This is a genomic window from Exiguobacterium sp. s80 (assembly GCF_018618725.1).
Lineage (GTDB): Bacteria > Bacillota > Bacilli > Exiguobacteriales > Exiguobacteriaceae > Exiguobacterium_A > Exiguobacterium_A oxidotolerans.
The window spans coordinates 62,982-89,655 of sequence record NZ_JACSMP010000008.1; the positions used below are offsets into that span (position 1 = coordinate 62,982).

The following is a 26,674-nucleotide window of genomic DNA, read 5'->3' on the forward strand; positions in this document are numbered from 1 at the left end:
GAAAGGGGTATGACATCATGAAGAAATGGACAGAACAACAAGTTATCGATAGTTTGGTCGAGGCAAGTCTTGCTTCACCTGCGTTAGACGCTAAAACATATGCCCGCTGGTCCAGTACTAAAGAAGTACCTTCGATCACGACGATCATCAACGTCTTCGGTTCATGGCGCGAAGCGTTGCATGCAGCAGGACTTTCATCGATTCGTCCCTACTTTTCCGATGAAGAAATCTTGACGTTCATCAAAGAAGCCTCGAACCGCCTTCATCCGTTTCATAGCAACAGTTATCGTGAATGGGCGAAAGCGAAACAGGGTCCTTCCTTAACGTTAATCAACCTTCGTTTCGGGTCATGGTCACGGGCCCTTGAGGAAGCACATATCGAGATGACACGCTCCGTCTGCATGACGGAAGAACGCATCATCAATGCGCTCCTCGAAGCATCGGACGTCCTCCCGCGTCTGACGACCCAAACCTATTCGATTTGGGCGCAAGAAAATGGGCATCCGACGGTCGCGACGATTGCCCGAAAATACGGCTCGTGGGTCGATGCCCTCGCGTGCCTTGATATCGCGCCTCCCCGCCGGAAATGGGTCGAAGAAGATGTTCTCAGCGCCTTAAAACAAGCGCAAGCTGAACTTCCTTCCTTCAGCATCATCCATTACCGGAAGTGGGCTGAAGGAAAATCTGTCCCGAGCACTTCGACGATCAATGCCCTCTTCGGAAGCTGGACGTCCGCTGTTCAGTGCCTCAAGCGTTCCCGTGTCTCGCTCTCATAATTCCATTTAAAAACGGGGCTGGCTCAAAAGAAATCAAAGCTTTCGTATGTATAACGTAAAGACGCATCAAGACATCAGGAACGAGAAAAGACGCATCGAAAACGCCGATGGCTCCGTAGGAAAAACGGAAACATCGGCGTTTTATTTTATATGCGGGACGGAACACGCGTTTAAATATCTGCATGAATTTTCTTCCTTACGGCACAGCTCAAAGATTCGCTTTCAGCATGCTCACGCTTATGACGCGTGAACATGCGATATCGAGATACAATCAGTTCGCGCTTCCATCACTAAGATTTCGGAACGACGTAGGAGCCATCCTCCGTCTTTTTAGTATTTCGTTTGTTCAAACTGTGCCGCCGATACGAGCGTCAGCGTATCGTGCTTCATCATGTAAAGGTTTTCCTGATAGTGACCGATATCCGGTTGATTGACGAGCCCGCATAAATTGCGCCAGACTTGAGCGGGGAAGTTGACACCACATGCATAGGCATGGGGATACCCGCCGCCGAAGCGGGGATTGATCTCCGATAAGTAGAGCGTTCCGTCGACATCGAAAATATCGAAATCGAGCGGACCGACCAGTCCAGAACCGGCGAGGACGTGCTCGACGAGTTCGAATACATCGGTCCGGAGGACGGAGCGACTTTTATCCGTCTCTCCGGCTCGCATCGCCAATTTTTCTTTGATGAAGATGGACGTGACTTCATGAGACAGTAGATCGACGTAGACATCGACGCCGAGTTCATGCCCATCAAGAAATTCCTGCACGATTAAGCCGGGGCTCTGTTCAAATAATCGTTCGACTTCTTCTAATGTCTCGACGCGTCTTACGGCGATACTCGCACTCCCATTGCGTGGCTTGACGAAGACTGGAAAACCAACTTCCTTGAGTGCGACCGCTTCACGAAACGACGTGAGGGCATGATACGTTTTCGCATGCGGGATACCTTGCAAGGTACAGTGCTCGAACATCGCGTACTTATCAAAACAAAGCAGACATGACGATGGCGGAGAAACGATGACCGTGACACCGATTGCCGCAAACCGTTCCGTCGCTGTCGCGAGCAACTCGAGTTCAGGGTCGATTAACGACAACAATGCCGTCACCTGCTCGCGTTGACACAATTCTAATAAATGATCGATGTAATCCGGCTGATCAATCTTCGGGACGATATGGTAGTTCGGTGCCATATAGAGTGCCGGTGCAAGTGGATTACAGTCTGCCACGCTGACCGCCCCCTCCTGAAACTCCTGAACGAAGTATTCGACCAGCTTCGCACGACGACCGGCACTCGTAATCAACAGATGAGGTCTCTTCATGTTGTCCGCTCCTTTTATAAGTTGTTCCTGAAGGATTCGCTTTTGCTAGACAAGATTCCTTCCAAAAAAACGTTGAACTGAGACAAAAGTCTCAAGACAGTCTAATCAGTTGCTCCGCTCGACGTTTTCTCCGAATGAATCGATACAATACAATACCAATTAACGCACCTGTACCATCTAATAAGACATCCTGAATCAACCCGGTTCGTCCGCCTGTTACAATTTGATGGAATTCATCAAAGACAGCAATCGTGATTGCCAACGTATAGGCGAATAAACCGGCTAGTACATAGGGACGCAACAAGCGAACGGTCAAGTCGACCAAGGCAAATCCGAGTACAATGAAAATCGATAAGTGCGCTGCTTTTCGAATAAAGAATTCGACAAAACCGGATGCACCAAGCGCTTCAACACTGACTTCTCCGTGATAATCAAATGAGATGAAGCGAAACGCCTCCACAAAGTCCAAATTAAAATAACGGGACAGCCCGGGCTTTAACGATTGCTCTTCATACGGCATCGAACTCGAAATAAATAAAATAATTAGAATAGCCAAGGTGATGTAACCGGACCAAGGAATTTTACGCATATAACTCGTCCTCCTTATTCAATACGCTTCTAGAATACCATGAGTTCTTCTTGAATTTCTCAGTTAATCGATGGAACAATTACTGTTTAGAGACCCTTTTAGTTACATAATTATGTAATTTGAATTACTAAAAAACTTTTTTTTACATTTGATAGGTTTGCGATATAGTCGAAGTGGTTATTTAGTACTATAGCAGTACCGTTAAAAGTAGGAGTTGAGCTTCACAGACCATAAGCTTTATCGTTGGCTGCTCTACCGATAAATCGATTACATTCTAAAAAAGGAGGTGAAGGATGTCCCTCTCCTGACTAACGTCTTGAGCGTCTGACAACCTATAACATGAACCGAGCTCTCGGGAAAAAAATCATGCAACTACGAAAACAGCACAAGTATACACAAAAGTATCTCGCTGAGCGATGCGGTGAATCGACGACCTCGATTTCTGCCTATGAACGCGGACAACGGATGCCAAGCACGCAATCACTTGAACGGCTCGCCATCGCCCTCAACACGACTGTCATTGATTTGGTTGATCCAGAGCACGTCCAGCATCCGACCCTTAGTGATTTTATGAGCCAATCGCTCGAACCATCGAAACCAATCGACTTTAAGCTTGTCCTTGAAGATATACTCGTTCACCTTACACTCTCGAATGAAGTTTACTTTAACGGTCGGTTACTATTACATGAAGTCCGTGAAGAGATGGCTGCCTCTGTCAATCAAGCCCTACAGCAAGGTCTCGAATCAATCGAAGTCTAAAAAACACGATGAGAAGTAGACAGGAACTATTCCCGTGCACTTCTCATCGTGTTTTTTTAGTTCAATCCGGTTTGACGATATGATGAATGTATAATGTTTCCTCTTCATATGTGGCTTCTAACAAACGACTAAAAAAAGAAGACTCCTTACTCTTTTCCGCAAGAAAAACCCGCTCGAACTTTTGGTGGGCTTGTTCAACGAAGCTAAATTTTAGTTCCCGCTCCTTCGATTTAAACGTCAAATATGTGCCGATTTGACCGAATGCATCCGGAAAGGTTTGCTCTTCCATGAATTGAAACGTTTCTTCCGGAAATAAGGTAGAGATGAATTCAAAACAGCTGGCTTGTATAGTCCGTGATTGTGCCATTTTTTTATCCATAACGTATTGATCCTCCGAATTTCATGATGGCTGCCCCTAAGTGATGAACTAGTTTAAATAATACCCTGACTTTAGACCCATTCAAACTAATATTTAAAATATTTTTTTAATCATTCTTCATTAAAAAGTCTAATCCGTACTTTAATCCTTAAACAAAAACAAGGGAGCAGATTATTAATCTGCCCCCTGTTAAAATTCATCCTAATTTATCAAATTCTAAGATGTGTACGGTTTTCCCTGCATATAGAGTACGTCCTGCATATTTCGATAGTTTCGCGAATTCAAAGAGAGTGGTTGGTTCATAGAGATGCTCGACAGCATAACTGACTTTCTCATCCTGATCAGATTTCAGATAAAGATTTAGTATCAACCGCTCCCCCTCCACCTTCTGTCCATAGAATAGAGCACAGTCCTTTACACGTTTTGAAGCGATCGGTTGCGTCTGTTGCTTTAAATGCTTGGCATTATGAACATTCACTAACAGTTGACCATCTGTCGTCAGAAGCTGGCGGATGTTTCGGAAAAATAACAGTAATTCGCCGCGTGAATACCGGGCAACCGTCGTCCCAGGCAAAATCAGCTTCTCAAATGCTTCATACCCGACAGCGTCGATTAAATCATAACTAAGACCGTATACTTTATGCATAAACCGTGAAGAAATTCCATTCAATCGGCCGGCTTCCGGTTCGACGAGATACAAATCATATCCTTCCTCAGATAACGTGTTGAACAAGCCCGGATCAAACGTTCCATAAACGAGGACACGGTCATTCCGATTTAAATACCGGCGATAAAATGTCAATTCATCGATTTCTGCCAGTTGCATCGTTTCCTGATGCAGACGCATGAAACGGTTATCTGCGTTGAAATCATCGAGCACGGTCACTCTCGAATAACTTCCTTTTCGTGAAAATGGTCCAAAGAGTGGTACGTCACCCATGATACATCAACTCCTTATAGGCTTGAATGGCTGTTTCATAATCAGAACCGAGGCGTTCCGGCAATACATCGAACCGGTCTTTTTGATCGGCTTCTAAAATCCATAAAAAGACTTCATCTGTTTCAAACAGCTGGTTCGTCGTCAGTTCGAACACGAATGCCCCTTCGCGATTTTGAATGCCAATCATCGTTAAGGGACCGAGCTTTCCGGCCGTCCGAGGTAAATCCAACTGGGTATATGGAGTGACAAACTGACTTTCGGTCAAGAAGGCCGAGGCCAGCTGATACAGTAAAGGATACAATGCGAGTTGAAGGTGTGGCGCGATCGGTGCGAATGTCTCCCGTTGACGATGACGCAACTGACAAATATCAATCTCTTCAAGCCCGCTCAAGCAGATTTGTTTTCCGTAATCTGCACAGACGCCGTCTTTAAAAATAAATAGCCGATGAGACACGGTCATCCCGGTGAGTGTCGCATAATCGAGAATCCCCATATAGTGTCCCGGGTTCGGTACGCGGCTCGTCGTCTGCCACGTTTCGAAGGCAGCTTCTATTGCCGTTCGACTGACGACGGCAAGGTGTGCCTTGATGTCGAACGATAGGGTATCCGAGAAGGCGACCAAGACCGGAACGCGGCTCATCAGTTCAATGACCGGTAAATCGTGCCGTGTCGGTTGGTCGATGTACAGTAAGCTGTTGATCGTCATCTGATCGAATAGTGCCGGATTGATGGAATTCAGTAGACTCGTCTCTTCTGCGTAAATATGCCGGAGTGGTTGCGGATGCCGGGACGTCGCGTCCGGATAGACACCTGTGAATAAAGACATCAAGGCATCTTGTAAGGCAATCGGTTGTGAGTCAGCGAGCGGTTCTTCGAACGGTACCGTGATGCCGTCTAAAAAATACGGATCCCCAAACAAAACGTCCCCCCGGTCATTAATCAAATGAAACTGGACATGCAGCATCCGTTGTTGAAGATAGGCGACGAGTCGCATCGTCCGTTCGCCGCTCCCCCGAAGAATGAACAAATAGTGTTCAAATTCTTGAAAATCCATATAATCCAGTAAATCAAGAAACGTGTGCACATTGTAATCGTAATGATCGAACGAAAAACGATGCGACTGACAAAAAGCGATGAAGTCCGCTGTCGGTTCAAGCTGGTGGAGCCAGCCTTCACTCTCAGCGAGTACAGTAAGTCCAATCATGTTCATTCTCCTTTCATCTGAGTGTGTAAAAAAATGGCTTCAAACCGTAACGAACGGAATGAAGCCACGCCGTTAATGGACGTTTTTTTAAGATGTTTTAGTGCGACGTTTCGTCACCGGTTTGACGCGTTCCATCTCCCGACTAGCCAAGGGTGCGACCGTAACCGTAGAAGCGTTTAAACACCAGCCACAAGATGAAATCGTACGTCGCGATTCTTTAAAAATGAGATTCATAGGAAATACCCCTTTCTTCCGTTTAGAATGGATAATCAAAATCGTTGACGAATTATCACAGTAAAAAGTTGGTTTTGTCCGGGCATCACTTCTATAATAAGGAGATAGACACGTAGTCGAATCCACTTGATAGAAAGGACCGAACCCATGGATCAATTCACGTCACCCCAGATTGGCCTCGCCCTTCGCCGTCTTCGCAAGAAGCATAACTTGACGCAGAAGGATCTAGCGAACGGGATTTGTAGCCAAGCGGAGATCAGTAAGATTGAGAGCGGCACACATTCACCGACGGTTGATTTGTTGTTTGCGTTATCTAAACGATTACAAGTGCCTTTTTCTTCTTTCTTCGATCATGCAAACTACAAGGAATCTTTTTATCATCTCGATGATGATTTGTTAATAAAGTTTAGAAATCGAGAGTTTTCAACTGTATATGAAGAAACAAAAAGTAAATTAAATCAGATGTATATAGATGAAGAAGTGTCATTATTGCTACAGTATTACAATAGTATATCTGCTCATCGATTAAATAAAACAGATTATAGGACTTGTATAGTAGTGTTAAGACAACTATCTGAAAAGTACTCTTCAACTTTTTATTCACCTAGCATGATCATTCGTATTAAATCTGCTATTGCTAATCTCTATTCTGAAAATAAGAGCTTTATACACAGTAGAAAAGTTTACGAAGAACTACTGGAACTGGATTTCGAAAGTGAAGAGTTACTATTAGATAGAATAAGAATTCTTTATAATTTTTCTAAAACCCTTTTACACTTAAAAGATTCCAAAGCTGCTTTAAAGATTGTAGAAGAAGCAATTGAACAAAGTTTACGTTTTAAGGATATGTCCCTATTAGGTCAACTATATTATCAGCAAGGTTTTTGTTTAGAAAACTTAAATTATGAAAAATCCATTATTAAACAATCTTATTTTAGAGCAAATGTTTTCTTCGACCTTCTTAAGATGGAAGAATATCAGCAAATCATTTTAAAAAATAAAGCTGAGTTCATTTAGTGCTTTTATGCTTTGGGACTAACAATATATTCATATGGTAAGTCATTTTTCGCTACCTGTTTGACTGAATACTCATACGGTAAGTCATTTTTCGCTACCTGTTTGACTGAATACTCATACGGTAAGTCATTTTTCGCTACTTGTTTGACTGAGTACTCATATGGTAAGTCATTCTTTGTTACTTGTTTGATTACTTCTGATGAATTTGCTTCTGCAGTTGCAAAACTAATAGTCGCTAGACCAGCTAAAATCAGTAATTTATTTTTCAAGTTCATGATTAATGACCTCCTAATATTTTTATATGGCTTATTGATATCATCATATAACCTTAGACCCCCTCCAAATATTCGAATACGAATATTATGCGTATTTTGCACATTATTTACACTTCTCATTACTTTAGTCGCGGGTCATACGTCCCGAAAGTTGTGCAATTTTTACATTTAATCCACTCTTGTGTCGAAAATATGTATAAAAATAGATTTTTTAGAATATTCCTTCATACCTATTGTGTTCTTAATCTATCAAAAAAAGCAATCTCCCTGACTGAAACATCCAGCCAGGGAGATTGCTTGTTCATTTAGAAGATCGACGCAGGGTAATGAAATAACCTACCCCTAACAGCAGAATCACGCCTAATAAAATCGTACTGATCGTCGTCCGTGTCGGTGATTCCGGTATAAAAATGCCGAGCAGTAAATTAATTGCGGCAATGATCAGTACAAGCCAGACAATTGTTTTAGGTCTCACTGGTGTCCCCTCCATTCTAATGGCGTCATCAATGTAAAGTTCCCGCTAAGAAGACGAGGTCGCTTTTCAATTTCCCGCGGCGATATGGTATGTTGAGAAAAGACCAGTCTTGAAGGAGGAACGATTGTCATGAAAAAACTCGCTGTGTTTTGTGGCTCAAAAGATGGAGCATCACCGCTTTTCAAGGAAGCCGCCGCGACGCTCGGCACGGTGCTTGCGAAACAGGATTACGGACTCGTCTATGGTGGTTCGCGTGTCGGAACAATGGGTGCCGTCGCAGATGCCATTTTATCCGCGAACGGACAAGCCATCGGTGTGTTACCACACTTTTTACAGGAAAAAGAAATCGCTCATCCGAACCTGACAGAACTCCACCTCGTCGACTCGATGCATGACCGAAAAGCAAAGATGGCGGAACTTGCGGACGGGTTCATCATCTTACCGGGTGGTCCCGGAACGATGGAAGAATTTTTCGAAGTCTTCACGTGGGCCCAGCTCGGTCTCCATGAAAAACCGTGCGGCATCTTGAACATCGACGGGTACTACGATTCCCTCATCGCGTTGTTCAAGCAGATGGAAACCCAAGGATTCATCATCCCCGAGCATGCAGCGATGCTGCTCGTCGAGTCAACACCTGAAGCCTTACTCGAGCGTTTTCGTCAATACGAAGCCCCTCACGTCAAGTCCTACTTGAATACGGATCAAACGTAAACAATCTTAATATCACTGTTTAAAAGAGGGGGTTCCCCCCCTCTTTTTTTAAGCTTCCCACTCCGCGACATACTTCTTCAGTAATGCTTTGACATCCTCTTGAATCTCTTCGTCCTTCAACGCGAAGGCAAGCGTCGTCTCGACGTACCCCATCTTTTCGCCGACATCAAACCGTTCTCCTTTGATGTCATACGCATAGACGTCCTCAATTCCATTCAAGCGTTCAATCGCATCCGTCAATTGAATCTCGCCCCCTGAACCCGCCTGTTGCGTCTCCAAGTACGTAAAGATCGCTGGTGTCAAAATGTATCGCCCGATGATTGCCATGTTTGACGGCGCTGTACCTTGCGGCGGTTTTTCAACGAATTGCCGGACGTGGTACCGATTCCCGATTTGTTCAATCTGATCAATGATCCCGTAGCGATGTGTATGCTCCGGTGCGACTTGTTGAACGCCGATGACGGAGGACGCTGTCGTCTCATACTGATCAATCAACTGTTTGAGACCGGGACGTTCTGCGACGATCAAATCATCACCGAGTAAGACGGCGAATGGTTCATTCCCAATGAAATGACGGGCACTCCAAATCGCATGTCCAAGACCTTTAGGTTCCTTTTGCCGGATATAATGGATTTCTGCCATCGTCGTCGAGGCGTCGACTTCTTTCAATAGCTCGAGCTTCCCTTTTTGCCGTAATATGTTTTCGAGTTCCGGTGCATGATCGAAGTGGTCTTCGATTGCCCGTTTGTTTCGTCCCGAGACGATGATGATTTGTTCGATTCCTGAAGCAACGGCCTCCTCGACGATGTATTGAATCGTCGGCTTCGTCAAAATCGGAAGCATTTCTTTTGGCATCGCTTTCGTCGCCGGCAGGAAACGTGTTCCGAGTCCCGCTGCCGGAATGATGGCTTTTCGAATCTTCTGCATCCCGCGCCCTCCCTTATGCTGAATCGTCTAACGCTGTACTGTCCGTTGTACTACTTCTTTTTTTGATTCGTGTTTCCCTGTTTCCTCGACAAAAAAAGACCAGTGACACAAAACGTATCACTGGTCGTCGGTGTTTAAAATAGGTTGGCGATTGCGTCAGTCAGTGATGCAAACGATGGCGTTTCATCGATGACCATCACACTGCCGGCTGCGAGTACGAGCAGTCCGAGTCCGGACAAGATCCAGCCTGGATGTTTGACCGTATCTTCAGCATCGACGTTCTGCTTACGCGGTGTCGCGTTTTCTGCTTGTTCCTTTAAGCGATCTTTGCGGTACTGATGTTGCTCATCTTTCGACAGTTTCTTGTATGACGTCAAGAACTGCTTATACTGCGGCACGACTTCTTTCGTCGTCCCGTCGAGTTTGACTTGACCGTACTCGAGCCAGACGACGCGCTCACAGAAATTACCGATTTGCGACAACGAGTGACTGACGAAGATGATTGTCTTGCCTTCATCCTTAAATTCATTCATCTTATCGATACAACGGTTGTAGAACGTTTGGTCCCCGACCGATAACGCTTCATCGACGATCAAAATATCAGCATCGACGTTGACCGCGATTGCGAAGCCGAGACGCGACTTCATCCCGCTCGAATATTTCTTAATCGGTTGATCGATGAAGTCTCCGATGTCCGCGAAATCAATGATACCTGGCATCCGACGTTCGATTTCCGCGTCGTCCATCCCAAGCATCAAACATTTGAGTCGGATGTTCTCGCGCCCCGTCAAGACACCCTTCAGTCCTTGCGAAACGGCGATGATTGCGACGTCACCATTGATTTCGACGTCGCCTTCGTTCGCATAGATAATACCTGAGATCAAGTTCGATAACGTTGACTTACCAGAACCATTGATGCCGACGAGACCGACGACTTCTCCTGATCCGATGTCGAGCGTGACGTCACGGAGTGCCGTGAACGTCTTCACGCTCTTGCTTTTACTTTTGAATAACAACTTAAATTTTTCTTTCGTCGTCGTAACCATGTCAAAGCGTTTCGTGACATGTTCGAGTTTTATCATAGACATAGCGATTTCCTTCCTTTAAACAAGCTCGGTGAATGATTTTCGGAACTTGATGTGTAAGTACGTTCCGGCTGTGAACAATAGAAGCGTCACGCTCCAAAAATAAAGTCCTGTTGCCCATTCCTGCCAGACCCAGTTGCCACCGAGTAAACTTGCTCGATAACCCTCAACAAGATAAAAAATTGGATTAAGACGTAATACACCGTGTAAGACATCCGGAAAACGATCGATATTCCATAAAATTGGTGTCACATAAAAGAACATTCGCATCACTGATTGTAAGAAAAGCTGAATGTCTTTAACGAGTGTAACCAACGTTGAGAAAAGAAGTGAGAATGCATAGACAAATATATAGGTTGCTACCATATAGTAAGGTAGTTGAAATAGCTTCCACGTCATCGGGATGCCATTGAGTAGTATAACAATCAAAACTATCAATAACATTGCGAAATGTTGATACATCCTTGAGAGGATTACATAGGATGGAATGGCACTCATCGGGAACTTCATCTTCGTCACCATCGCAAGTCGAGCGTTTATTGAATTCGATCCGCGTAATAGCGCATCGTTGATGAAAAACCAAACTACAATTCCACAGAGAAGCCAAACGATAAATGGAATATTGCCATCGACGTTCTTATTCCCACGAAGACCGACACCAAAAACAAACCAATAAATCAGGATTTGAAGACCAGGGTTAAGCAGTTCCCATAAAAGACCAAGACGTTGCTCCGCGTGCGCTGACTTAATTTCATATCGTGCTAGGCGCCGAATCAATGGAAAATTCTCTATTTGTTCGCGGATGATGTTTTTCATTTCTTTCAACATAATTAAGTTCCTTCCGATCCATAAAGGTACATGTATTTTAGTTGCGTTACTTCTAGTTTAAAAATGACGACCTCAAATTCGCGATGTTATCAAACGAATCTACTTTCGTTCACAGTTCATCATAACTGCCTAATCACACCATTCCTCCTTCGTATTGAATGAATCTCTTCATATTTAAAATAGGTGATATTTATTATACACTTTATCAATTCTAGCCATCGTTAAAAATCATGTCAATCTATTGAAGAAATCGACACCAAACTGTAGCTTTCAAAACAACAAAAAAACTGCCTTCATCGATGTCCTGAGACACATAACGGAGACAGCTCTAAATTGATTACATTTGTACTACCAATCGTCGTCGGAGGTGAAGATAATCCCCATCCGAGTAAGACAATCATCAAACAGAGGATCAAGACGACTAAACTCCCTCGAATTGCTTCATTCATTTTTAGTTGATCATCCTTTCACACGTTAGTCCATTACTTTATATTATACAAGAGAGGATCACTAAAAACCACAAGGAATTTATCAAAAAATGGGAATTCTCCATAAACTTCTCATAGTTTTTTATTCCCTTTTGAACTAATCCGACATATAATGAAAGCGTTATTATTTGTTTTTCACTCACTTTTTCAGTGTCTGCAGTCTAACAAGCAAACCTCTCCAATCGGTTGTCCCGTCGTCCGACCTAAGAATTTACGTTTTTTACAAAACATTATCCGCACAGTGCTTCCCAAAACACTTATAGTAGAAGAAGAGGTCAACGATCGCATTTTGACCTTGCATTCATATACCCACTTTGAAGGAGGATTTCTACGTATGTCCAAATCAAAACCGCTTTACGCGGCAGCTGTCGCTGTCGCCTTGACGACATCGGCAATCGTGCCGGTTGCGCAAACTACTGTTTCTGCTGCAACACCTGTCAAAGTCAAAACGGTCAAACTAAAGACACTCGTCTTCAAAAATGGAGAAGTTGTCAAATTACCAGCTACATATCTTGGTGATAAAATCACGTGGGAATCGTACGACACAAAAAAATTCAACCGTCTCCAAACCGTTGAAGGTGTCTATGGTAAAAAACAAGCTCCAATTGAAATCAAATTAATTATTGTGCATAATTCCAAAAAAGAAGATTTCTCAATCGGTTTACTCCACACGAACGACACACACGCGAATCTTGACAAAGCAGCGAAACGTGCAACTGTCATCAAAAATCTTCGTGCAAGCTATGAAACAGCTGGTCAACCATCCCTCTTACTTGATGCAGGGGATGTCTTCTCAGGCTCACTCTATTTCAATAAATTCCGTGGTCAGGCTGACCTTGAGTTGATGAACTACATGAACTACGATTTGATGACGTTCGGTAACCACGAGTTCGATCTCGGTGACCAAGACAACCATCAATCTCTAAAAGACTTTATTACGAATGCACAATTCCCATTCATTTCGGCGAATGTCGACTTCAGTAAAAACGAACTTCTCGCGGGTCTTCAATCGAACAAAACTACATTTAAACCTTATAATGGGCGAATTTACCAAAGTGTAATTAAAGAATACAAAGGACAAAAAATCGGCTTCTTCGGGTTAACGACAGAAGAGACAGCAGAAATTTCAAGTCCGGGTACGGTCGCTTTCGCGAACTACATCGAGAGCGCAAAAACAGCCGTCAAGAAACTCGAAGACCGTGGCGTCAATAAAATCGTCGCGTTGACACACATCGGTTTCGATGATAATGCTGCAGTCGACAACGATCAATTGCTCGCACGTAACGTTGACGGAATCGACGTCATCGTCGGAGGACACTCGCACTCGAAACTTGAAGCGCCAGTCGTCATCGATGGAGAAGACGTTCCAGGTAAAACAGAACCGACAATCATCGCTCAAGCGTATCAATACGGTGATTTCCTCGGAAATCTCGATTTGACGTTCGACTACAAAGGGAAATTAACAGAGTACAGTGGTTCGCTGATCGACGTTTCTAAAGCAGCAGAAGACGCGAAAGCTGCCGAAATCCTCAAACCATATGCGGATCAAATCGCTGAGCTTAAAAATGAAGAAGTCGGGGCGAACATCGTCAATGAACTCACAAACCCGCGTGGCGAAGTCAGTGTCCGTAACAGCGAGACGGCACTCGGTAACTTGATCACAGACGGCATGCTCAAAAAAGCTAAAGAATACAACAAAGATGCTGTCATCGCGATGCAAAACGGCGGCGGTATCCGGGCAGCAATCAATGCCGGACCACTCACAGTCGGTGAAGTCTTAACGACACTCCCGTTCGGTAACACACTCGCGACTGCGAAAATGACAGGTGCAGAAATCAAGGACCTCCTTGAAATCAGCATCGGTGTCGCTCCAGTCGAAAACGGTGGGTTCCTCCATGTATCGGGTATGAAATTCGAATATAACAGCAAAAATGTTAAGGGCGAACGTGTCACGAAGATGGAAGTCGACAACAACGGGACACTTGAAGCAATCGATCCTGCGAAGACGTACGTCATCGCGACGAACGCTTTCACTGCGAAGGGCGGCGACGGTCTCACACCATTCGCAACTGCTTATGCAGATGGACGCGTCACGGATCTCGGTCTCTCGGACTGGGAGAACCTCCGCGACTTCACAGCATCACTTAAAGAAGTCGATTACAAAATTGAAGGACGCATCGTCGATACAGCAACGATGCCAAACTAAGAAACAACGAAAAGACGCTTTCCCTTTACCGGGAGAGCGTCTTTTTTCATAACGTTTGCGGTACATTTTGTTTCAGTAAAAGAATGATGTCGTCGAGTTCATATTCTTCCGCAAGCATTAACGGTGTATAGCCTTCATCATTTTTAATCGTCGGGTCGGCCCCTTTCTCAAGCAACAGCTTGACGGTCTGCTTGCCTTCGCCTTCAACGGCATGGTGGAGTGGGGTATAGCCGTCCTCGTCTTGCTGATCAATTTTCTCACCTTGCTTCAAGTACAAGGCGACGAGTTCCTGATTGTTACTGTAGACGGCCGTGATGAACGGTCGCTCCCCGAAGTCGTTGATCGCATCGACGTCGCTGCCGGCTTTAATCAAGGCGTCAAACACACCTTCAAGCCCCTTACTCGACTTTCGGTATCCGAGGTAATGCAGGGCCGTATCACCGTCAGCATCGACGGCCTGCATATCACTCGTCGGTAACAGCTGTGCGATTTCCTCGAGCGTCCCCTTTTGAATCGCCGCCATCAGTTCCGTTTCACCTAAGTCCTGCTCGATTCCGGCTTCTTGTTCGACGAATGTCGTCAAGTCAGCAAACAGTTGCGGGACTTGTCGACCGACGACAGCAAGCCCTAAGAGCGCGACCAGCGTTCCGCTCATGACGAGCCCTCGGACGACCCAACGTATCGTCTGCCGATGCGCAGTATCGATTCCGGTCGCTTGTAGACGCCGTAAGACGTCCGGTTGCTTCCGAAACAGTTGTGCGATTTCTGTCGCGAGTGATGCCCTTGCTTGTTTTTCTGTTATGTAGACGTTCATATCAAGATTTTCCACCATCGCCCGACCGACCGTCGAACTGATGATGCCACGTACGGCAACGTCACGCGGGACCCGTCGAAGCGCCATCCGATCGACCGTTTCCTCACAGGCACGTACATAGGCCGCGCGTAAAAAGGGCACCCAGCTTCCGAGCAAGAGGACAAGACGTTTTTCATGATGATTCCGTTTGACGTGCGCGAGTTCTCGGATGATCAAAAATTCACCGGTATCGTCAAGCGACTGGTACGATGCCGGAAGCAACAGCGTATACTTTTGCAAAAAATAGACGATTCGTGGTGTCGTCAGCTGTGGATGGTCGATCAAATAAGTCTCCGGCATCCGCCAAAGTCCGAGTTCTTTCGCCTGATGCGCGACTCGGGATTGAAGATCGTAAAACAAGACGTCACTCACACAAACTTGTTCACTCCGTAACGCCGTCAGCTGGATCCACTTTCTCATCACAACCAGTCCGAGTACTAAAACCACTCCACTTACTATCATCAGTCCAACCATCGGAAATTCGATGATGAGAACGAGTATGCCGCATGCCGTCACGATTGACGTCAGGAGCAGCAACCAAAAATACACATGCTCGCGTCTTACAACCGGTTCCTTTTGACGGGTTGATTGATTCGTTTCATTGATGTCGTGCATGGTCAGTCTTCGACCCCTTTCTTCACGAATGGCCTCTTCACCACTCTTCCCTATCATACCGATAATCCCAAACGGATTCCAAGTTAATTATTGTTAATCCTCAAACAAACTATCTAAATATATCTTCCGCTTAGAGTACGAGACTTTCTGAATGGGTCAAATGATTCAGGATTTCATTTCAAAAAATATTCAAAAATAATAATTTTCAGAACAATCTCGCATTTCATCACGCTTTATCGTCATTCTGATCAAAAAAACCACTAAATCATTCGACTCATATACTATTTATTATAAAAAGAGACGAAAGCCACTATTTTAGATTTCCACCCTTTTTTAAATACCATATAATAACTATCTTAATGAAGAATATGGTATTTAATTTCATGGGATTACTGAATCTGTTCAACAAAGAATATACCATCCAATACCATGTCATCGAACGCGAAGAAATCGTCGATACCAATCGCCTAATCATCCGGGCGAGTGATCACACGACTGCCCGCAAAAAAGCAGACAACATGCTTCGAAAAGAGAACGGCCGGACACAATACAAAATCGAGTGGGTCCAACGCTTTTAACTGAATCAAAACATCCCCCGTCTTCTCAACTATTGTTGAGGGAACGGGGGATGTTTTGGTTAGCTCGTTCGTTGATAGTCCGTTTTGACGATCCGGTCCGCCTTCAGGAAAAGCCGGAGTCCCGTGTAAAGCAGGATTCCGACGAACGCCCCGCTCCCGTCAATTAAGACGTCACCGACGAGAGGCGTCCGTCCACCGGTCAAGAGTTGATGGAACTCATCGAGCACGCCGACGGTCATTGCTGTCGTAAAAGCAAAAAAGGCAGCGGGGACCGGGCGATAACGTCGCATCCGCAACAAATGGACCAGACTGACACCGAGGACGAAAAACAGACCCGCGTGCATGCCTTTGCGGATGAAGAACTCGACGAATGCGGCCGGTCCGAGTGCTGCGACACTGATCGGGACTTCATAATGAAACGAGACGAACGAAAACGCATCGACCCAGCCGAGCGGGACATGGTTCGTCAAAAATGGAATCAAGGATTGTTGTTCATACGTCATCGAGCTAAAACCAAACAATGCTAACAGGATGGCGCCTCCTGTGACATAGGCAATCGGTATCCGGCGCATGTAGCATCCCTCCTTCTACTATCGGAATAGCTTACCATGAAAAACGACTTGGAACCTACGCCTAAAGACGGAGACAAAAAAGCGCTCACCCGTTTAACAGGTGAGCACTTTGCTTAGGATATAGATGTTTTCGGTTCACGCAACAGATGTTTGACTTCGCGGAACGTCACGAACGTTTTATTTTTAGCATCATATAGTTTATAACGAAGCGACTTGAGACTCGAGAACAAGCCGATCGTCGTTGCTTTTTGAAGGGGTGGTGTCGCCGTGTGGGCTTTTTCTAGATGATAGTTCGGCACACGTGGACTTAAGTGGTGGACGTGGTGGAAGCCGATGTTCCCTGTCACCCACTGTAAGACTTTCGGCAACTCGTAGTACGAGCTTCCTTCGATCGCCGCTTTGACGTAGTCCCATTCGCTTTCATCCTCGAAATACGAGTCTTCGAACGTATGCTGGACGTAGAACAACCAAATCCCGAGCACGCCCGCTGTGAACATCGTTGTTCCTTGAATAATCAAGAAGGCCTGCCAACCGACGATATAAATCATGACGGCATATAAGACGACGAGTGACGCATTGATGACGTGTGTGTTGATGCGTTCTTTTTTCCGTGCGTCCTTCCGGTTAAAGCGACTGACGACGAGAATCAACAGCAATGGTCCGAGACCGAACATGACGAGCGGGTTCCGGTAGAGACGATACTTCAACCGTGTCCATTTCGATGCTTCGACATACTCTTCGATCGTCATGACCCAAATGTCACCGACGCCACGTTTATCGAGGTTACCACTCGACGCATGGTGGATCGAATGCTCGCGTTTCCATTTTTCATATGGGAATAACGTCAAGATTCCTGTGATTGTCCCGACGATCGCATTTGCTTTCTTGTTTTTGAAGAATGACCCGTGCGTACAGTCATGGAAGATGATGAATGTCCGGACGACGAACCCGGCTGCGACGATCGCAAGCGGAACCGCAAGCCAGACTGAGATTTTGAGTGCTTGGTAGGCGAGAAACCAAGCGACGAGAAACGGTAGGATCGTGTTGATCATCTGCCTGACACTCGCTTTGATGTCTGCCTTTTCAAACGGCGAGACATGTTTACGAAGCTGGGCGATTTTTTCTTTACTCATGTGTTGCTTCCTCCTCGAATTCGGTTACAGCGTTCACGACGCTAATGAGATGATGTGCTTGAATGAAACCAGGAAACGGCGTTCGTGATGGTGAATTCTTAACATCCACATGATACTCGACCCGACCGATATAGTTATACGCTTAAATATTTTTTATACCAGGTAATTATAGCACATGTTATAAAAAATAAAGCAGGAATTCTCGAATTGATGAAGATACGACAAAAAAACCCACGACGCATCGTGAGCCTTTTGGCTGTCGTTACATTCTTTTCAGCGGCTTAACGGCCGGCCCTTCGAGCACATTTCCTTCGTAATCGAACCGTGAGCCATGACACGGACAATCCCATGACCGTTCCCCGTCGTTCCACTTGACGTCGCAACCGAGATGCGTACAGGTCGTCTTGACGAGATGCAGTTCACCCGTCTCGTCCCGGTACCCGCCGACCGTCTTCCCGTCGTGGCGGACGAGTCCACCTTCGTCACGTGCTAACGCCTCCGCCTCTTTCTCGCCACGTGCGACTTTCCCTTTGACGAGTTCGAGCGCGACATCAGCATTGTTTTTGACGAACTGTTTCGCATCCTGCTTGCTCAACTTCGACCGGTTCGGATCGAACAAGGACCGGTAGCGGTTTGATTTCCCGGTCAATAGATCGGCTAAGAGACGACCTGCCGCGATCCCGTTCGTCATTCCCCACTTTGCGAATCCTGTTGCGACGAACAGGTTCGAATCGTCACTCGTCATTTGACCGACATACGGGACTTTATCGAGTGAAATCAAATCTTGTGCCGACCAAAACTGTTCGATTGCTTCGACCCCGAACTCGTTTTCCGCGAACTGCGCCAACGTTTGATAATTGGCTTTCGTATGCGTCTCGTGTCCCGACAAATGGTTTTCACCACCGAAGAAACCGAGCGTTCGTCCATCTGTCGTCTTTGCATGCCGGAGGGAGCGACTCGGTTGATCGGCACTCATGAACATACCGTCCGGAAACGTTGCATCGACGAAGCCGGAGACGATATACGACCGGTGGACTTCGAGTTTTGAAAAATAGAGCCCTTTTAAATCATTGAACGGGAAATGCGAGGCGACGATGACCTTTTTCGCTTCGATTTTACGTCCGTTCTCAACGACGACGGTCGGCGTCCGCTTTGTCTCGACCGACACGGCTCGTGTCTGTTCATATAACTTACCGCCATTTGCCGTGAAGTACCGTGCGAGTCCTTGTAAGTACTTAACGGGATGGAACTGGGCTTGATTACGTAAGACGACTGCTTTTTCAACCGGATAGGGCAACTTCGCTTGCACTTCCGCCGTCGCCTCTCCCCCGTCCATTCCGAGTCGGGCATAGGCTTCGATTTCTTTTTCGAGTTGACTGGCCTTTTCTTTTGAGGACGCGACGTACAGGTACGCATCCTGCGTCTCAAGCTCGCAGTCGATGCCGAGTCGTTCGACCTGCTCACGTAAAAAACCAATCGCTTCTTCATTCGCTTGAAAATAGAGACGTGCTTTCTCTTGGCCGATCGTCTGAATCAATTGATCATAAATCAATCCGTGTTGCGATGAGACTTTTGCCGTCGTATACCCGGTCGTCCCGCTCGCGACTTGATCCGCTTCAAGCAGCATCACGGCGTATCCGGAATCAATCAACTGGACAGCTGCGACGAGTCCTGCGATGCCGGCACCGACGATGACGATCTCCGTCGTACTGTCTGTTTCTAATTTCGGATAAGTCGTATGTTCAATCGAAGTGCGCCAGTATGATGTTGGAAATCCGTCAAGTCGCTTCATTTTTTCCGCCTCCGTAAGTATTGGTTTCTTTTCATATAACTAACATTTACTTTTACCCTCCCCTCACAAAAACATTCACATTCTGTATTTTTCAAAGAAAATGAACTATCTAGAACAGAGCTATTTTCTTTCGCGTTATATACGATTATTTATTTTTACTCGCCGATTTCATATTATATCTTCTTGATAAATAATCATTTCCAAAAACAAAATTTGTAATCTATTTTTAAATTTTGGTTAATGGAGCATATTTATATGACGAATTGTAATATTAAGTACAACACTTAGAAGAAAACACAAAAAGTGTACGACCTCATGTAGAATTAATCAAACACTTGTCTGAATCGGTAGAAGACAAAGTAAATGCCTTAATTAAGAAATGTTGTACTTGATTTGACAAACTATATTTAAAAATAAAAAGGAAAGAGAGAGACAAAAAAAGATGGGAAACCACATTCAAGTGACTTTCCATCTTTTTTATCTAAAATCCGTGACTTCGATGAAATAGAAGTCATTGTCTTCAAGAACTCAATTTTTCTTTTGTTTGTTTTTCGAGCTTCCCAAGCCGACGAATCTTTTTCTCCTCGACGACAGCGACGATTGCAAGGGCAATCAAACCGAACAGTAACGCAGCATTGAAGATGACGAACGTATCGCTCCAGCCGTGTAATGTAACTGAGCCGATCGTTAAACCATTCGTTTCTGGGTCAGCGATTTTTGCTAAACCGACTTTCGCGATTGAATCACCAAACAAGTAGCCGAACGTTCCGACCATTCCGTTCGTGACCGTTGTCGCTTGCTTCGGTGCGAAGCTGATGACCGAGACACCGATCAAGAGCTGTGGTCCGTAGATGAGGGCACCGAGTGCGAACAATGAAGTGTAAATCATGACTTCACTCGTACCGTAACGATAACCAAGGACTGCGACTGCCGTCAGCATGAGACAGATCGCTGCGACAAGCGCTCGGCGTCCTTTGAGTAAATCGGACACATACCCCCAAATCATACTGCCGCATAACGCACCGATTTCAAAGAAGAAGATCGTATTGACGGCACTCTCCGTACTGAAGTGCAAGTGTTCCGTAACATAGAGCGGTGCCCAGTTATCGATCCCAATCCGGACAATATAGACGAAGACGTTCGCGATACAGAGCGTCCAAATCCACGGATTCGAGATGACATACGTCTTGAAGACTTGCCACTTCGTCATGCTTTCTGCAGCAATGTTCACCGGTTCGATCGGTTCCTCGAAAATTTCCTCACTCCTGTTCCACCCGAGTTCCTCCGGATCATCCTTCCCGATGAACAGACCAACGATCCCGATGACGAGAGCAATCGCAGCAGGGAAGATGAACATCCCGACGACACTTCCGTTAAAGAAGACGTTTGCTCCCCAAAGCGCAAGACCACCGGCAATCGCACCACCGATGTTGTGTGAGACGTTCCAAAAACCAAGGTAACGTCCACGTTTTTCAAACGGTGTCCAGCGGGCAATCGTCGAATAGGATGACGGTCCTCCGACCGATTGGAAGAATCCACTCATCCCCCACAATACCATCAGGAGACCGACAGGACTTCCTCCGGCACTCATCAACATCCCCATGGCTGTCACGATTAAAGAAGACAAAATCAATAAGAATGAGATGACGCGTTTCGTGTTTTTACCGTCTACGAAGTACCCGAGCAACGTCTTCCCAATCCCGTATGTAATCGAGAAAGCGAAGCCGATATATCCGAGTTCAGTTGTCGTGAAACCGAGTTCTTCTTTTAGAAGCGGTTGTGCGGCTTTAAAGTTATTTCGAATTAGGTACATCGCCATATATGAAAAGAAGACGACTAAAAATGCTTTTAAAAATTGCTGCAACCATTGTTTCCGTTGTACTTCAATCGGTATGCCGGCATTCGGCAATTTTTTGATGCTGAAGAATCCCATCTTCCATTTCCCCTATCATGAATCAGAGTCTTCGCATCATTTGTCCTGGAGCTGATTGAATCGACGGAGATAGTCCCGGTAATCGGCGACGATATCCTGTCCGATGTTTTGCTGGATCGGTTGTGTCTTCGCGATCGCATAGGTCGGTGTACCGAACGATACTTTCCGTAGGATTGCCTGACCGTCAGAAGAAAGCACAAAACGCATGAAGGCATTCGCCTGCTTCTGTTGCGTCCGTCCCTTTAACTTCGAGATCGCGTTGATCGAATACGTATCAAGCGGGATGCTCTTGACCGGATAATACTTTTCACGTAGTGATTGTTGATCCCCGATGAAATTGACCCCAAGCACGGCTTCCCCACTTGCTACATACGAAGTCGGCGCAAAACCATTCGTCGTAAATAGACGTGTTCGCTCGATCAATTGGTGTAAGATATCTTCCGCTTTTGTTCCGTATCCTTCAAAGACAGCTTGCAGAATCGTCGCCCCCGTACCAGAATGATTCGGGTCCGGCAAGATTAATTCATCCTGGTACTGTTTCGCCGTCAAGTCAGCGAGCGTCTTCGGATAAGGCGTTGCCCCAAATCGTTCATTCCAGACATCCGTGTTGATGACAATCGCGAGACGCTCGACTTCATAACCGATCCAGTAGCGATCCGGATCTTGCAGTTCCGCTTGATCCATATCACTCGGGAATGGTGTCGATAAACCACGTTGTTTAAGCGTCTGATGGGCATCCCATGTCCCACCGATGATGACGTCGGCTCGTGGATGATCCGCTTCCTTCGTCACGCGTCGGACGAGTTCCTCCGTCGAGAGACGCACGAACTCATACGTACACCCCGATTGTTTACAATACGATGATAACAATGCGCGTCCGATATCCTCTTTCGCAGAAACGTACGCCGTCAAATGCGGAACTGTCTCCCGCGCGGCTGTCCCTTGCTTCGTCTGTTCATTGTTTCGGACGATCCAAATGCTCATAAGACAAATGATACTCAGCAAGAAGAGCATTCCTTTTTTCATCGTCCCGCCTCCTTCTCTGTCGGCAGGAGTTGTCTTCTCAAATAGAAGGTGTTCCCATTGTCATCATCCATGTACTGGACACTGAACAATGTCTCATATACGGTGATATTCATTAGGTTGGCACGCGTGTTCTGCTCACTCTTGAACCGCTGGAGCTTAAGAATGCGCGGCTGTCCCTGACTGGCATCAAGCGCCTGACTGACTTCTTCGTAGTCCGTCATCGGCTCTGCCTGCGTCAGACGACGTTTAACGTCTTCTCGCTCGCTTGCAGTCAAAGAACGAGATTTCCCTGCTTCATACCACGTTACGACTTCCGCCTCGGCGAACTGACGCGCGAGCTGTTCCGGTTCGTGATACGCGTTCAAGAACCGTGCTTTCAGTGTCGTCGTCTCAGTACTTGGACGTTTTGCGACACATCGCCCGTTTAGCGTCATGTTTTCTCCAAGCGAAAACGTCCACGTCGTGCCGTTTAAGAAACGAAGCGTTCCATTGAACGTTTCCTTACCTGCCGGACACGTACCGTTTGTCACCGTCTTCATTTGCTTCAAAAGAGTCGTGATGCGCTGGACTTCCGTCCCGTCTTCTACCGTTTGCTCGCCCCATGACCGGTGACGTAACGTCAACTCGGTCGGGATCGAGTCATCGGAAGCATTCAGCCGTTTCGGTCCATCAAGGACATGTAAGCGTCCGAAGACCGTCTGCTGAAGCAAAAGAAGACCAAGGGCAAACAAGATGCCCATCAGGAAGAGATATGCGATGGTCGATGCTTTCATGATTCCTCTCCTTGCTTGATTCTTAGATTACCGGGCAATTGTTTCATAAATCCGGTCGAATTGTTTCGTAAATGTATCATTTGTAAGCGATTACATTACGTCTGGTTCGCTAAGCGGAATGTCAACATAACGCGTGTCCCACTCGTATCACTCTCAAGCGTGAAGTCGCCACCTTGTTCTTGCATCAAACGCCGGCAGAGCGGTAGACCGAGTCCATTTCCGTTCGCACTCGTCAGACTGTGCTGTTCTTCTTCCCATTCTGCAAGGACCACCGGATCAATACCGATTCCATCATCCGTCATGATAAGTTGCAACGTCGTATTCGTGGTAAGTACCGCAAACGTCACCGTCATCGCATCACTATATTTGACGGCATTCTCAAGTAAGTTCAACAAGACCTGTTTCGTCTGATCGGGTTGCCCGAGCACGTAAATAGACGGAACCTCTCGTTCAACTTGGATCCCTTGTCCATCGAGCCGCAGTTGCATGATGAATAAGGCGTCTATAAGCAAAGCATCGAGCGCGAACATCGTCGACGTCACCTGGCGTTCGTTACGTTGCTGTTTTGCCTGCTCGAGATTATGTGAGACGAGTCGTAGCAATCGCTGACTTTCGACTTCGATATAGTGATAGCAATTCGCAGCTTCATCAGGCGGCAGCTTCGGAATCAACTCGACATAGCCCATGATCGCCGTCATCGGTGTTCGCAGTTCATGGGTGATGTGATCAATGAACGTCTGTTGGTCGCTTCTTTGTTGTTCGAGCTGTCCGATGTTATGTTGGATTGCGTCAGCAAGCGTCGAGAAGTCTGCCGCCAGTCGATTCAGTTCTTCATACGGATACGCGGGCAACGCATGCGCATAGTGCCCTTTCGTCAAGGCATGCGATACGCTCCGTAAATCGTCGATTGGTCCGATCAACGTCTTCGCCATCCGGCGCGCTGTCCAGACGGCAATCACAATCAAGATCAGAAACACACCGGCGAAGACATACGTGAATTGCCTGAGCAGTTCAGCTTCCGTCCGGAGATCGACGAGAAAACGGACCGATCCGATGACGTCCGTCTTGCCGTACAGTGGACTTGAGAAAAACAGCACCGGAACATCGGTCTCCTTGAGGAACAGATAACTCGGTTTCCCTTTCAATGCTTGATCGATATCACTAGCGAGGAGCGGTAATTGATCACGTTCTGAATCCGCAAGCAGTTCCGCGTTTGGTCCGAACAGTTGAACGCGTGCATCGAACCGATCCGCTAGATACGAAGCGATCGGGACTGCCGTATCGGCGAGCGCGTCCGTCTCCTCGCTTACGAGGTAGTTCGTCGTATAGAGATCGGCTTCCCGACTCAGTTTTTGGACGGACTCGACGGCGTTCTCGTACAGGTTCGATTGAATGAAGGCGTAGAGAATCAAGAAGAGGACGAGTAGAGCCGGAACGAGAAGCAAGACGAAGTTTTCCGTAATGACCTGGCGTAGCTTCATGCGTCGATCCACTTGTAGCCGACGCCGTAAATCGTCTTGATCCGTTCGCCTTGCGTTCCGAGCTTCTTCCGCAAACGCTGGACCATGATATCGACAGCACGGGTCTGACCAGAGAAGTCAAAACCCCAGACTTGCTCGAGCAGTTCATCACGCTCGAAGACACGTTTCGGATGCGTCAGGAAGAGCGCGAGCAACGCATACTCCCGGTATGTCAGCGGCAATGGTTGTCCGTCTAGACGAATGACCCGTTCTTCCGGATCAACGGACAGAAACGGATCCGTCACGACGGGTACAGGTGGTGCTAGAGATTTCGCGCGTTTCAACAGATTTTTCACACGTAAGACGAGCTCTGTTCCGTTGAACGGTTTTGTCATATAGTCATCTACTCCGAGCTGCAGCCCGATGATCTTATCGTTCATCTGATCACGCGCCGTCAGCATCAAGATCGGTAAGTCAGGCGTCATCTTTCGAAGACGGGGAATCAAATCGAAGCCGGTCGTATCCGGAAGCATCAAATCGAGGACGATCAAATCAAATGTCTGCGTCATCTGTAGGGCAAGTGCTGCTGCTCCATCGGCTGCCGACTCGACCGTTTGACCATCGAGCTCGAGTTGTAGTTTGACGAGATGGCGGATGCTCGCCTCATCATCGATGACAAGAATATGCATAGGGATCCCTTCTTTCTGGACAGGTTTTTCTGTCCCTCAGCGTATCATGAAATCGCTTGCAATCACACTGGAAGAACAAACGAAAAAGCCAGCTCCTGAAAGCAATCAGCAACTGGCTCGCACTTATCTTACTGTAAACTTCATCGTAATAGCATCACTATATGCGTCTGGTTCGAAGTGCCATTTTTCGACGCCAGTCTTAATCGCTTTAAATCCGTACCCGTCGAGTTGTAGCTTTCCTTCTCCTGAAGAAAATGCCCGATAGACGTATGGATTCGTATCCTTCGTCGATTTACGAACAATTCCGAAACGTTGTCCTTTTTTGAGTGTCATCGTTTTACCACTCGTCAGATGCGTGCTGCCGCCATAATAATCGAGCGTCATATAGTTAGAGACCTTCCCGGCAACAATCCGGTCATCCGCTCCTGTACCGGCACGATGCTTCAGTGCCTTCCCTTTGTAGGAGTAGACATCATGGACGATCGTCATCGAACCAAGATAGAGTTTTTTATCTTTAATCAGCGCCCGACCGAATGGATACGCTTCTTTTGCTTCGAACATCTTTTTGATAGTCTTCCCATCCGTTGATCCGATGAGGATCGGTACTACATATCCACCACTCCCACCAGCGGGTCCGATGACGAGTTGTTCTTTTTTCGTATCAAGGAGCTTTCCTTTCGCTCGAACATCATAGTAGTCTGTATCTCGATCCGTATACGTATAAATCGTCGTCCATTTCTTCTTTTTCGCGTCATACTTTTGGGCTTTACCGATAACATCATTCATGTACGTGTTCGAGTTGAATCGTTCGTACAGCGTAAACGTCTCGGGATACTTTCCACCAAGTAGATAGACGGATCGGACATCGATCGGTTTATATCCACCCGATAGTTTACTTTTCTTCAAAGCGGCAATTTGTCGATCAACAATTGATTTCTCTGTCTTACTAAGTGCCGCTACCGAATCACTTGCTACCGGTAGTGTACTGATGATAAGACCCAGTGCTGTAGCTACAACTACTTTTTTCATCCGGA

At 46.3% G+C, this 26,674-nt stretch carries 28 protein-coding genes; 6 read left to right on the top strand and 22 right to left on the bottom strand.

The window, feature by feature from the left end:
- Positions 1-17 precede the first annotated feature (17 nt).
- Entirely contained in the window at positions 18-776 is a 759-nt protein-coding gene (locus KNP94_RS12950) for a homing endonuclease associated repeat-containing protein (RefSeq protein ID WP_088837889.1), read from the top strand.
- Between the two features lie 330 nt (positions 777-1,106).
- Here the strand turns inward: KNP94_RS12950 and KNP94_RS12955 are convergent, their stop codons facing one another.
- Both KNP94_RS12955 and KNP94_RS12960 read right to left on the bottom strand, forming a co-directional pair.
- On the bottom strand, positions 1,107-2,099 hold the full coding sequence (locus KNP94_RS12955) for an ATP-grasp domain-containing protein (protein ID WP_215115766.1): 993 nt from the start codon (positions 2,097-2,099) through the stop codon (positions 1,107-1,109).
- 91 nt (positions 2,100-2,190) lie between these two features.
- The gene (locus tag KNP94_RS12960; RefSeq protein WP_088837891.1) at positions 2,191-2,688 is read right to left on the bottom strand and encodes a VanZ family protein; all 498 of its coding nucleotides are present in this window, start codon (positions 2,686-2,688) and stop codon (positions 2,191-2,193) included.
- A 339-nt stretch (positions 2,689-3,027) separates the two neighbouring features.
- Between KNP94_RS12960 and KNP94_RS12965 the strand changes: the two genes are divergently transcribed.
- Positions 3,028-3,447 carry a helix-turn-helix domain-containing protein gene (locus KNP94_RS12965; protein WP_215115767.1) on the top strand — a complete coding sequence of 140 codons (420 nt, stop codon included), beginning with the start codon at positions 3,028-3,030 and terminating at the stop codon, positions 3,445-3,447.
- A 61-nt stretch (positions 3,448-3,508) separates the two neighbouring features.
- On the opposite strand, the gene KNP94_RS12970 is transcribed toward KNP94_RS12965, so the two are convergent.
- The 4 genes from KNP94_RS12970 to KNP94_RS12985 form a co-directional block, all read right to left on the bottom strand.
- Entirely contained in the window at positions 3,509-3,826 is a 318-nt protein-coding gene (locus tag KNP94_RS12970) for a hypothetical protein (protein WP_088837893.1), read from the bottom strand.
- Between the two features lie 196 nt (positions 3,827-4,022).
- Positions 4,023-4,766 carry a hypothetical protein gene (locus KNP94_RS12975; RefSeq protein ID WP_088837894.1) on the bottom strand — a complete coding sequence of 248 codons (744 nt, stop codon included), beginning with the start codon at positions 4,764-4,766 and terminating at the stop codon, positions 4,023-4,025.
- A complete protein-coding gene (locus KNP94_RS12980) occupies positions 4,759-5,970 on the bottom strand; it encodes a hypothetical protein (RefSeq protein ID WP_215115768.1) in 1,212 nt (403 codons plus the stop codon). Before KNP94_RS12980 ends, KNP94_RS12975 begins: the two co-directional genes overlap by 8 nt.
- Positions 5,971-6,057: 87 nt before the next feature.
- Positions 6,058-6,204, bottom strand: a complete 147-nt coding sequence (locus tag KNP94_RS12985) for a hypothetical protein (protein WP_157898498.1) — start codon at positions 6,202-6,204, stop codon at positions 6,058-6,060.
- Between the two features lie 147 nt (positions 6,205-6,351).
- On the opposite strand from KNP94_RS12985, the gene KNP94_RS12990 reads away from it, so the two are divergent.
- Positions 6,352-7,221: a helix-turn-helix domain-containing protein gene (locus tag KNP94_RS12990; protein ID WP_215115769.1), complete on the top strand. Its 870-nt coding sequence runs from the start codon at positions 6,352-6,354 to the stop codon at positions 7,219-7,221.
- Positions 7,222-7,226: 5 nt separating this feature from the next.
- Here KNP94_RS12990 and KNP94_RS12995 read toward each other — a convergent pair whose 3' ends face one another.
- Together KNP94_RS12995 and KNP94_RS13000 are read right to left on the bottom strand one after the other, a co-directional pair.
- A complete protein-coding gene (locus KNP94_RS12995) occupies positions 7,227-7,496 on the bottom strand; it encodes a hypothetical protein (RefSeq protein ID WP_215115770.1) in 270 nt (89 codons plus the stop codon).
- A 301-nt stretch (positions 7,497-7,797) separates the two neighbouring features.
- Positions 7,798-7,971, bottom strand: coding sequence for a hypothetical protein (locus KNP94_RS13000; RefSeq protein WP_167331091.1), 174 nt, complete (start codon positions 7,969-7,971; stop codon positions 7,798-7,800).
- A 129-nt stretch (positions 7,972-8,100) separates the two neighbouring features.
- On the opposite strand from KNP94_RS13000, the gene KNP94_RS13005 reads away from it, so the two are divergent.
- On the top strand, positions 8,101-8,682 hold the full coding sequence (locus KNP94_RS13005) for an LOG family protein (protein ID WP_088837898.1): 582 nt from the start codon (positions 8,101-8,103) through the stop codon (positions 8,680-8,682).
- A gap of 48 nt (positions 8,683-8,730) precedes the next feature.
- On the opposite strand, the gene galU is transcribed toward KNP94_RS13005, so the two are convergent.
- The 4 genes from galU to KNP94_RS13025 form a co-directional block, all read right to left on the bottom strand.
- Positions 8,731-9,609: a UTP--glucose-1-phosphate uridylyltransferase GalU gene (gene galU / locus KNP94_RS13010; RefSeq protein ID WP_215115771.1), complete on the bottom strand. Its 879-nt coding sequence runs from the start codon at positions 9,607-9,609 to the stop codon at positions 8,731-8,733.
- Between the two features lie 134 nt (positions 9,610-9,743).
- A complete protein-coding gene (locus KNP94_RS13015; protein WP_215115772.1) occupies positions 9,744-10,697 on the bottom strand; it encodes an ABC transporter ATP-binding protein in 954 nt (317 codons plus the stop codon).
- Positions 10,698-10,712: 15 nt separating this feature from the next.
- The gene (locus tag KNP94_RS13020; RefSeq protein ID WP_029331641.1) at positions 10,713-11,522 is read right to left on the bottom strand and encodes an ABC transporter permease; all 810 of its coding nucleotides are present in this window, start codon (positions 11,520-11,522) and stop codon (positions 10,713-10,715) included.
- A 293-nt stretch (positions 11,523-11,815) separates the two neighbouring features.
- Positions 11,816-11,971, bottom strand: coding sequence for a hypothetical protein (locus KNP94_RS13025; protein ID WP_215115773.1), 156 nt, complete (start codon positions 11,969-11,971; stop codon positions 11,816-11,818).
- 373 nt (positions 11,972-12,344) lie between these two features.
- Between KNP94_RS13025 and KNP94_RS13030 the strand changes: the two genes are divergently transcribed.
- On the top strand, positions 12,345-14,216 hold the full coding sequence (locus KNP94_RS13030) for a bifunctional metallophosphatase/5'-nucleotidase (RefSeq protein ID WP_215115774.1): 1,872 nt from the start codon (positions 12,345-12,347) through the stop codon (positions 14,214-14,216).
- A gap of 46 nt (positions 14,217-14,262) precedes the next feature.
- Here KNP94_RS13030 and KNP94_RS13035 read toward each other — a convergent pair whose 3' ends face one another.
- Positions 14,263-15,684, bottom strand: coding sequence for an ankyrin repeat domain-containing protein (locus KNP94_RS13035; RefSeq protein WP_251132659.1), 1,422 nt, complete (start codon positions 15,682-15,684; stop codon positions 14,263-14,265).
- Positions 15,685-16,067: 383 nt separating this feature from the next.
- Here KNP94_RS13035 and KNP94_RS13040 point away from each other — a divergent pair, with 383 nt between their 5' ends.
- Complete coding sequence (locus KNP94_RS13040; protein ID WP_215115775.1) at positions 16,068-16,262, top strand: hypothetical protein; 195 nt, start codon at positions 16,068-16,070, stop codon at positions 16,260-16,262.
- Positions 16,263-16,321: 59 nt separating this feature from the next.
- Here KNP94_RS13040 and KNP94_RS13045 read toward each other — a convergent pair whose 3' ends face one another.
- The 9 genes from KNP94_RS13045 to KNP94_RS13085 form a co-directional block, all read right to left on the bottom strand.
- Entirely contained in the window at positions 16,322-16,834 is a 513-nt protein-coding gene (locus tag KNP94_RS13045) for a VanZ family protein (protein ID WP_214846223.1), read from the bottom strand.
- A gap of 113 nt (positions 16,835-16,947) precedes the next feature.
- Positions 16,948-17,967 carry a Delta(5) desaturase DesA gene (gene desA / locus KNP94_RS13050; protein WP_215115776.1) on the bottom strand — a complete coding sequence of 340 codons (1,020 nt, stop codon included), beginning with the start codon at positions 17,965-17,967 and terminating at the stop codon, positions 16,948-16,950.
- Between the two features lie 262 nt (positions 17,968-18,229).
- Positions 18,230-19,759, bottom strand: coding sequence for an FAD-dependent oxidoreductase (locus tag KNP94_RS13055; RefSeq protein ID WP_215115777.1), 1,530 nt, complete (start codon positions 19,757-19,759; stop codon positions 18,230-18,232).
- A 520-nt stretch (positions 19,760-20,279) separates the two neighbouring features.
- Positions 20,280-21,692: a hexose-6-phosphate:phosphate antiporter gene (gene uhpT, locus KNP94_RS13060; protein WP_215115778.1), complete on the bottom strand. Its 1,413-nt coding sequence runs from the start codon at positions 21,690-21,692 to the stop codon at positions 20,280-20,282.
- A gap of 36 nt (positions 21,693-21,728) precedes the next feature.
- Entirely contained in the window at positions 21,729-22,718 is a 990-nt protein-coding gene (locus KNP94_RS13065) for an ABC transporter substrate-binding protein (protein ID WP_215115779.1), read from the bottom strand.
- Positions 22,715-23,491 carry a DUF3919 family protein gene (locus KNP94_RS13070; protein ID WP_215115780.1) on the bottom strand — a complete coding sequence of 259 codons (777 nt, stop codon included), beginning with the start codon at positions 23,489-23,491 and terminating at the stop codon, positions 22,715-22,717. The genes KNP94_RS13065 and KNP94_RS13070 overlap by 4 nt, the downstream gene beginning before the upstream one ends.
- Positions 23,492-23,586: 95 nt before the next feature.
- Positions 23,587-24,972, bottom strand: coding sequence for a sensor histidine kinase (locus KNP94_RS13075; RefSeq protein WP_215115781.1), 1,386 nt, complete (start codon positions 24,970-24,972; stop codon positions 23,587-23,589).
- Positions 24,969-25,640 carry a response regulator transcription factor gene (locus KNP94_RS13080; protein ID WP_215115782.1) on the bottom strand — a complete coding sequence of 224 codons (672 nt, stop codon included), beginning with the start codon at positions 25,638-25,640 and terminating at the stop codon, positions 24,969-24,971. The genes KNP94_RS13075 and KNP94_RS13080 overlap by 4 nt, the downstream gene beginning before the upstream one ends.
- Positions 25,641-25,763: 123 nt before the next feature.
- Positions 25,764-26,669, bottom strand: a complete 906-nt coding sequence (locus KNP94_RS13085; RefSeq protein WP_215115783.1) for a hypothetical protein — start codon at positions 26,667-26,669, stop codon at positions 25,764-25,766.
- Between the last annotated feature and the right edge of the window lie 5 nt (positions 26,670-26,674).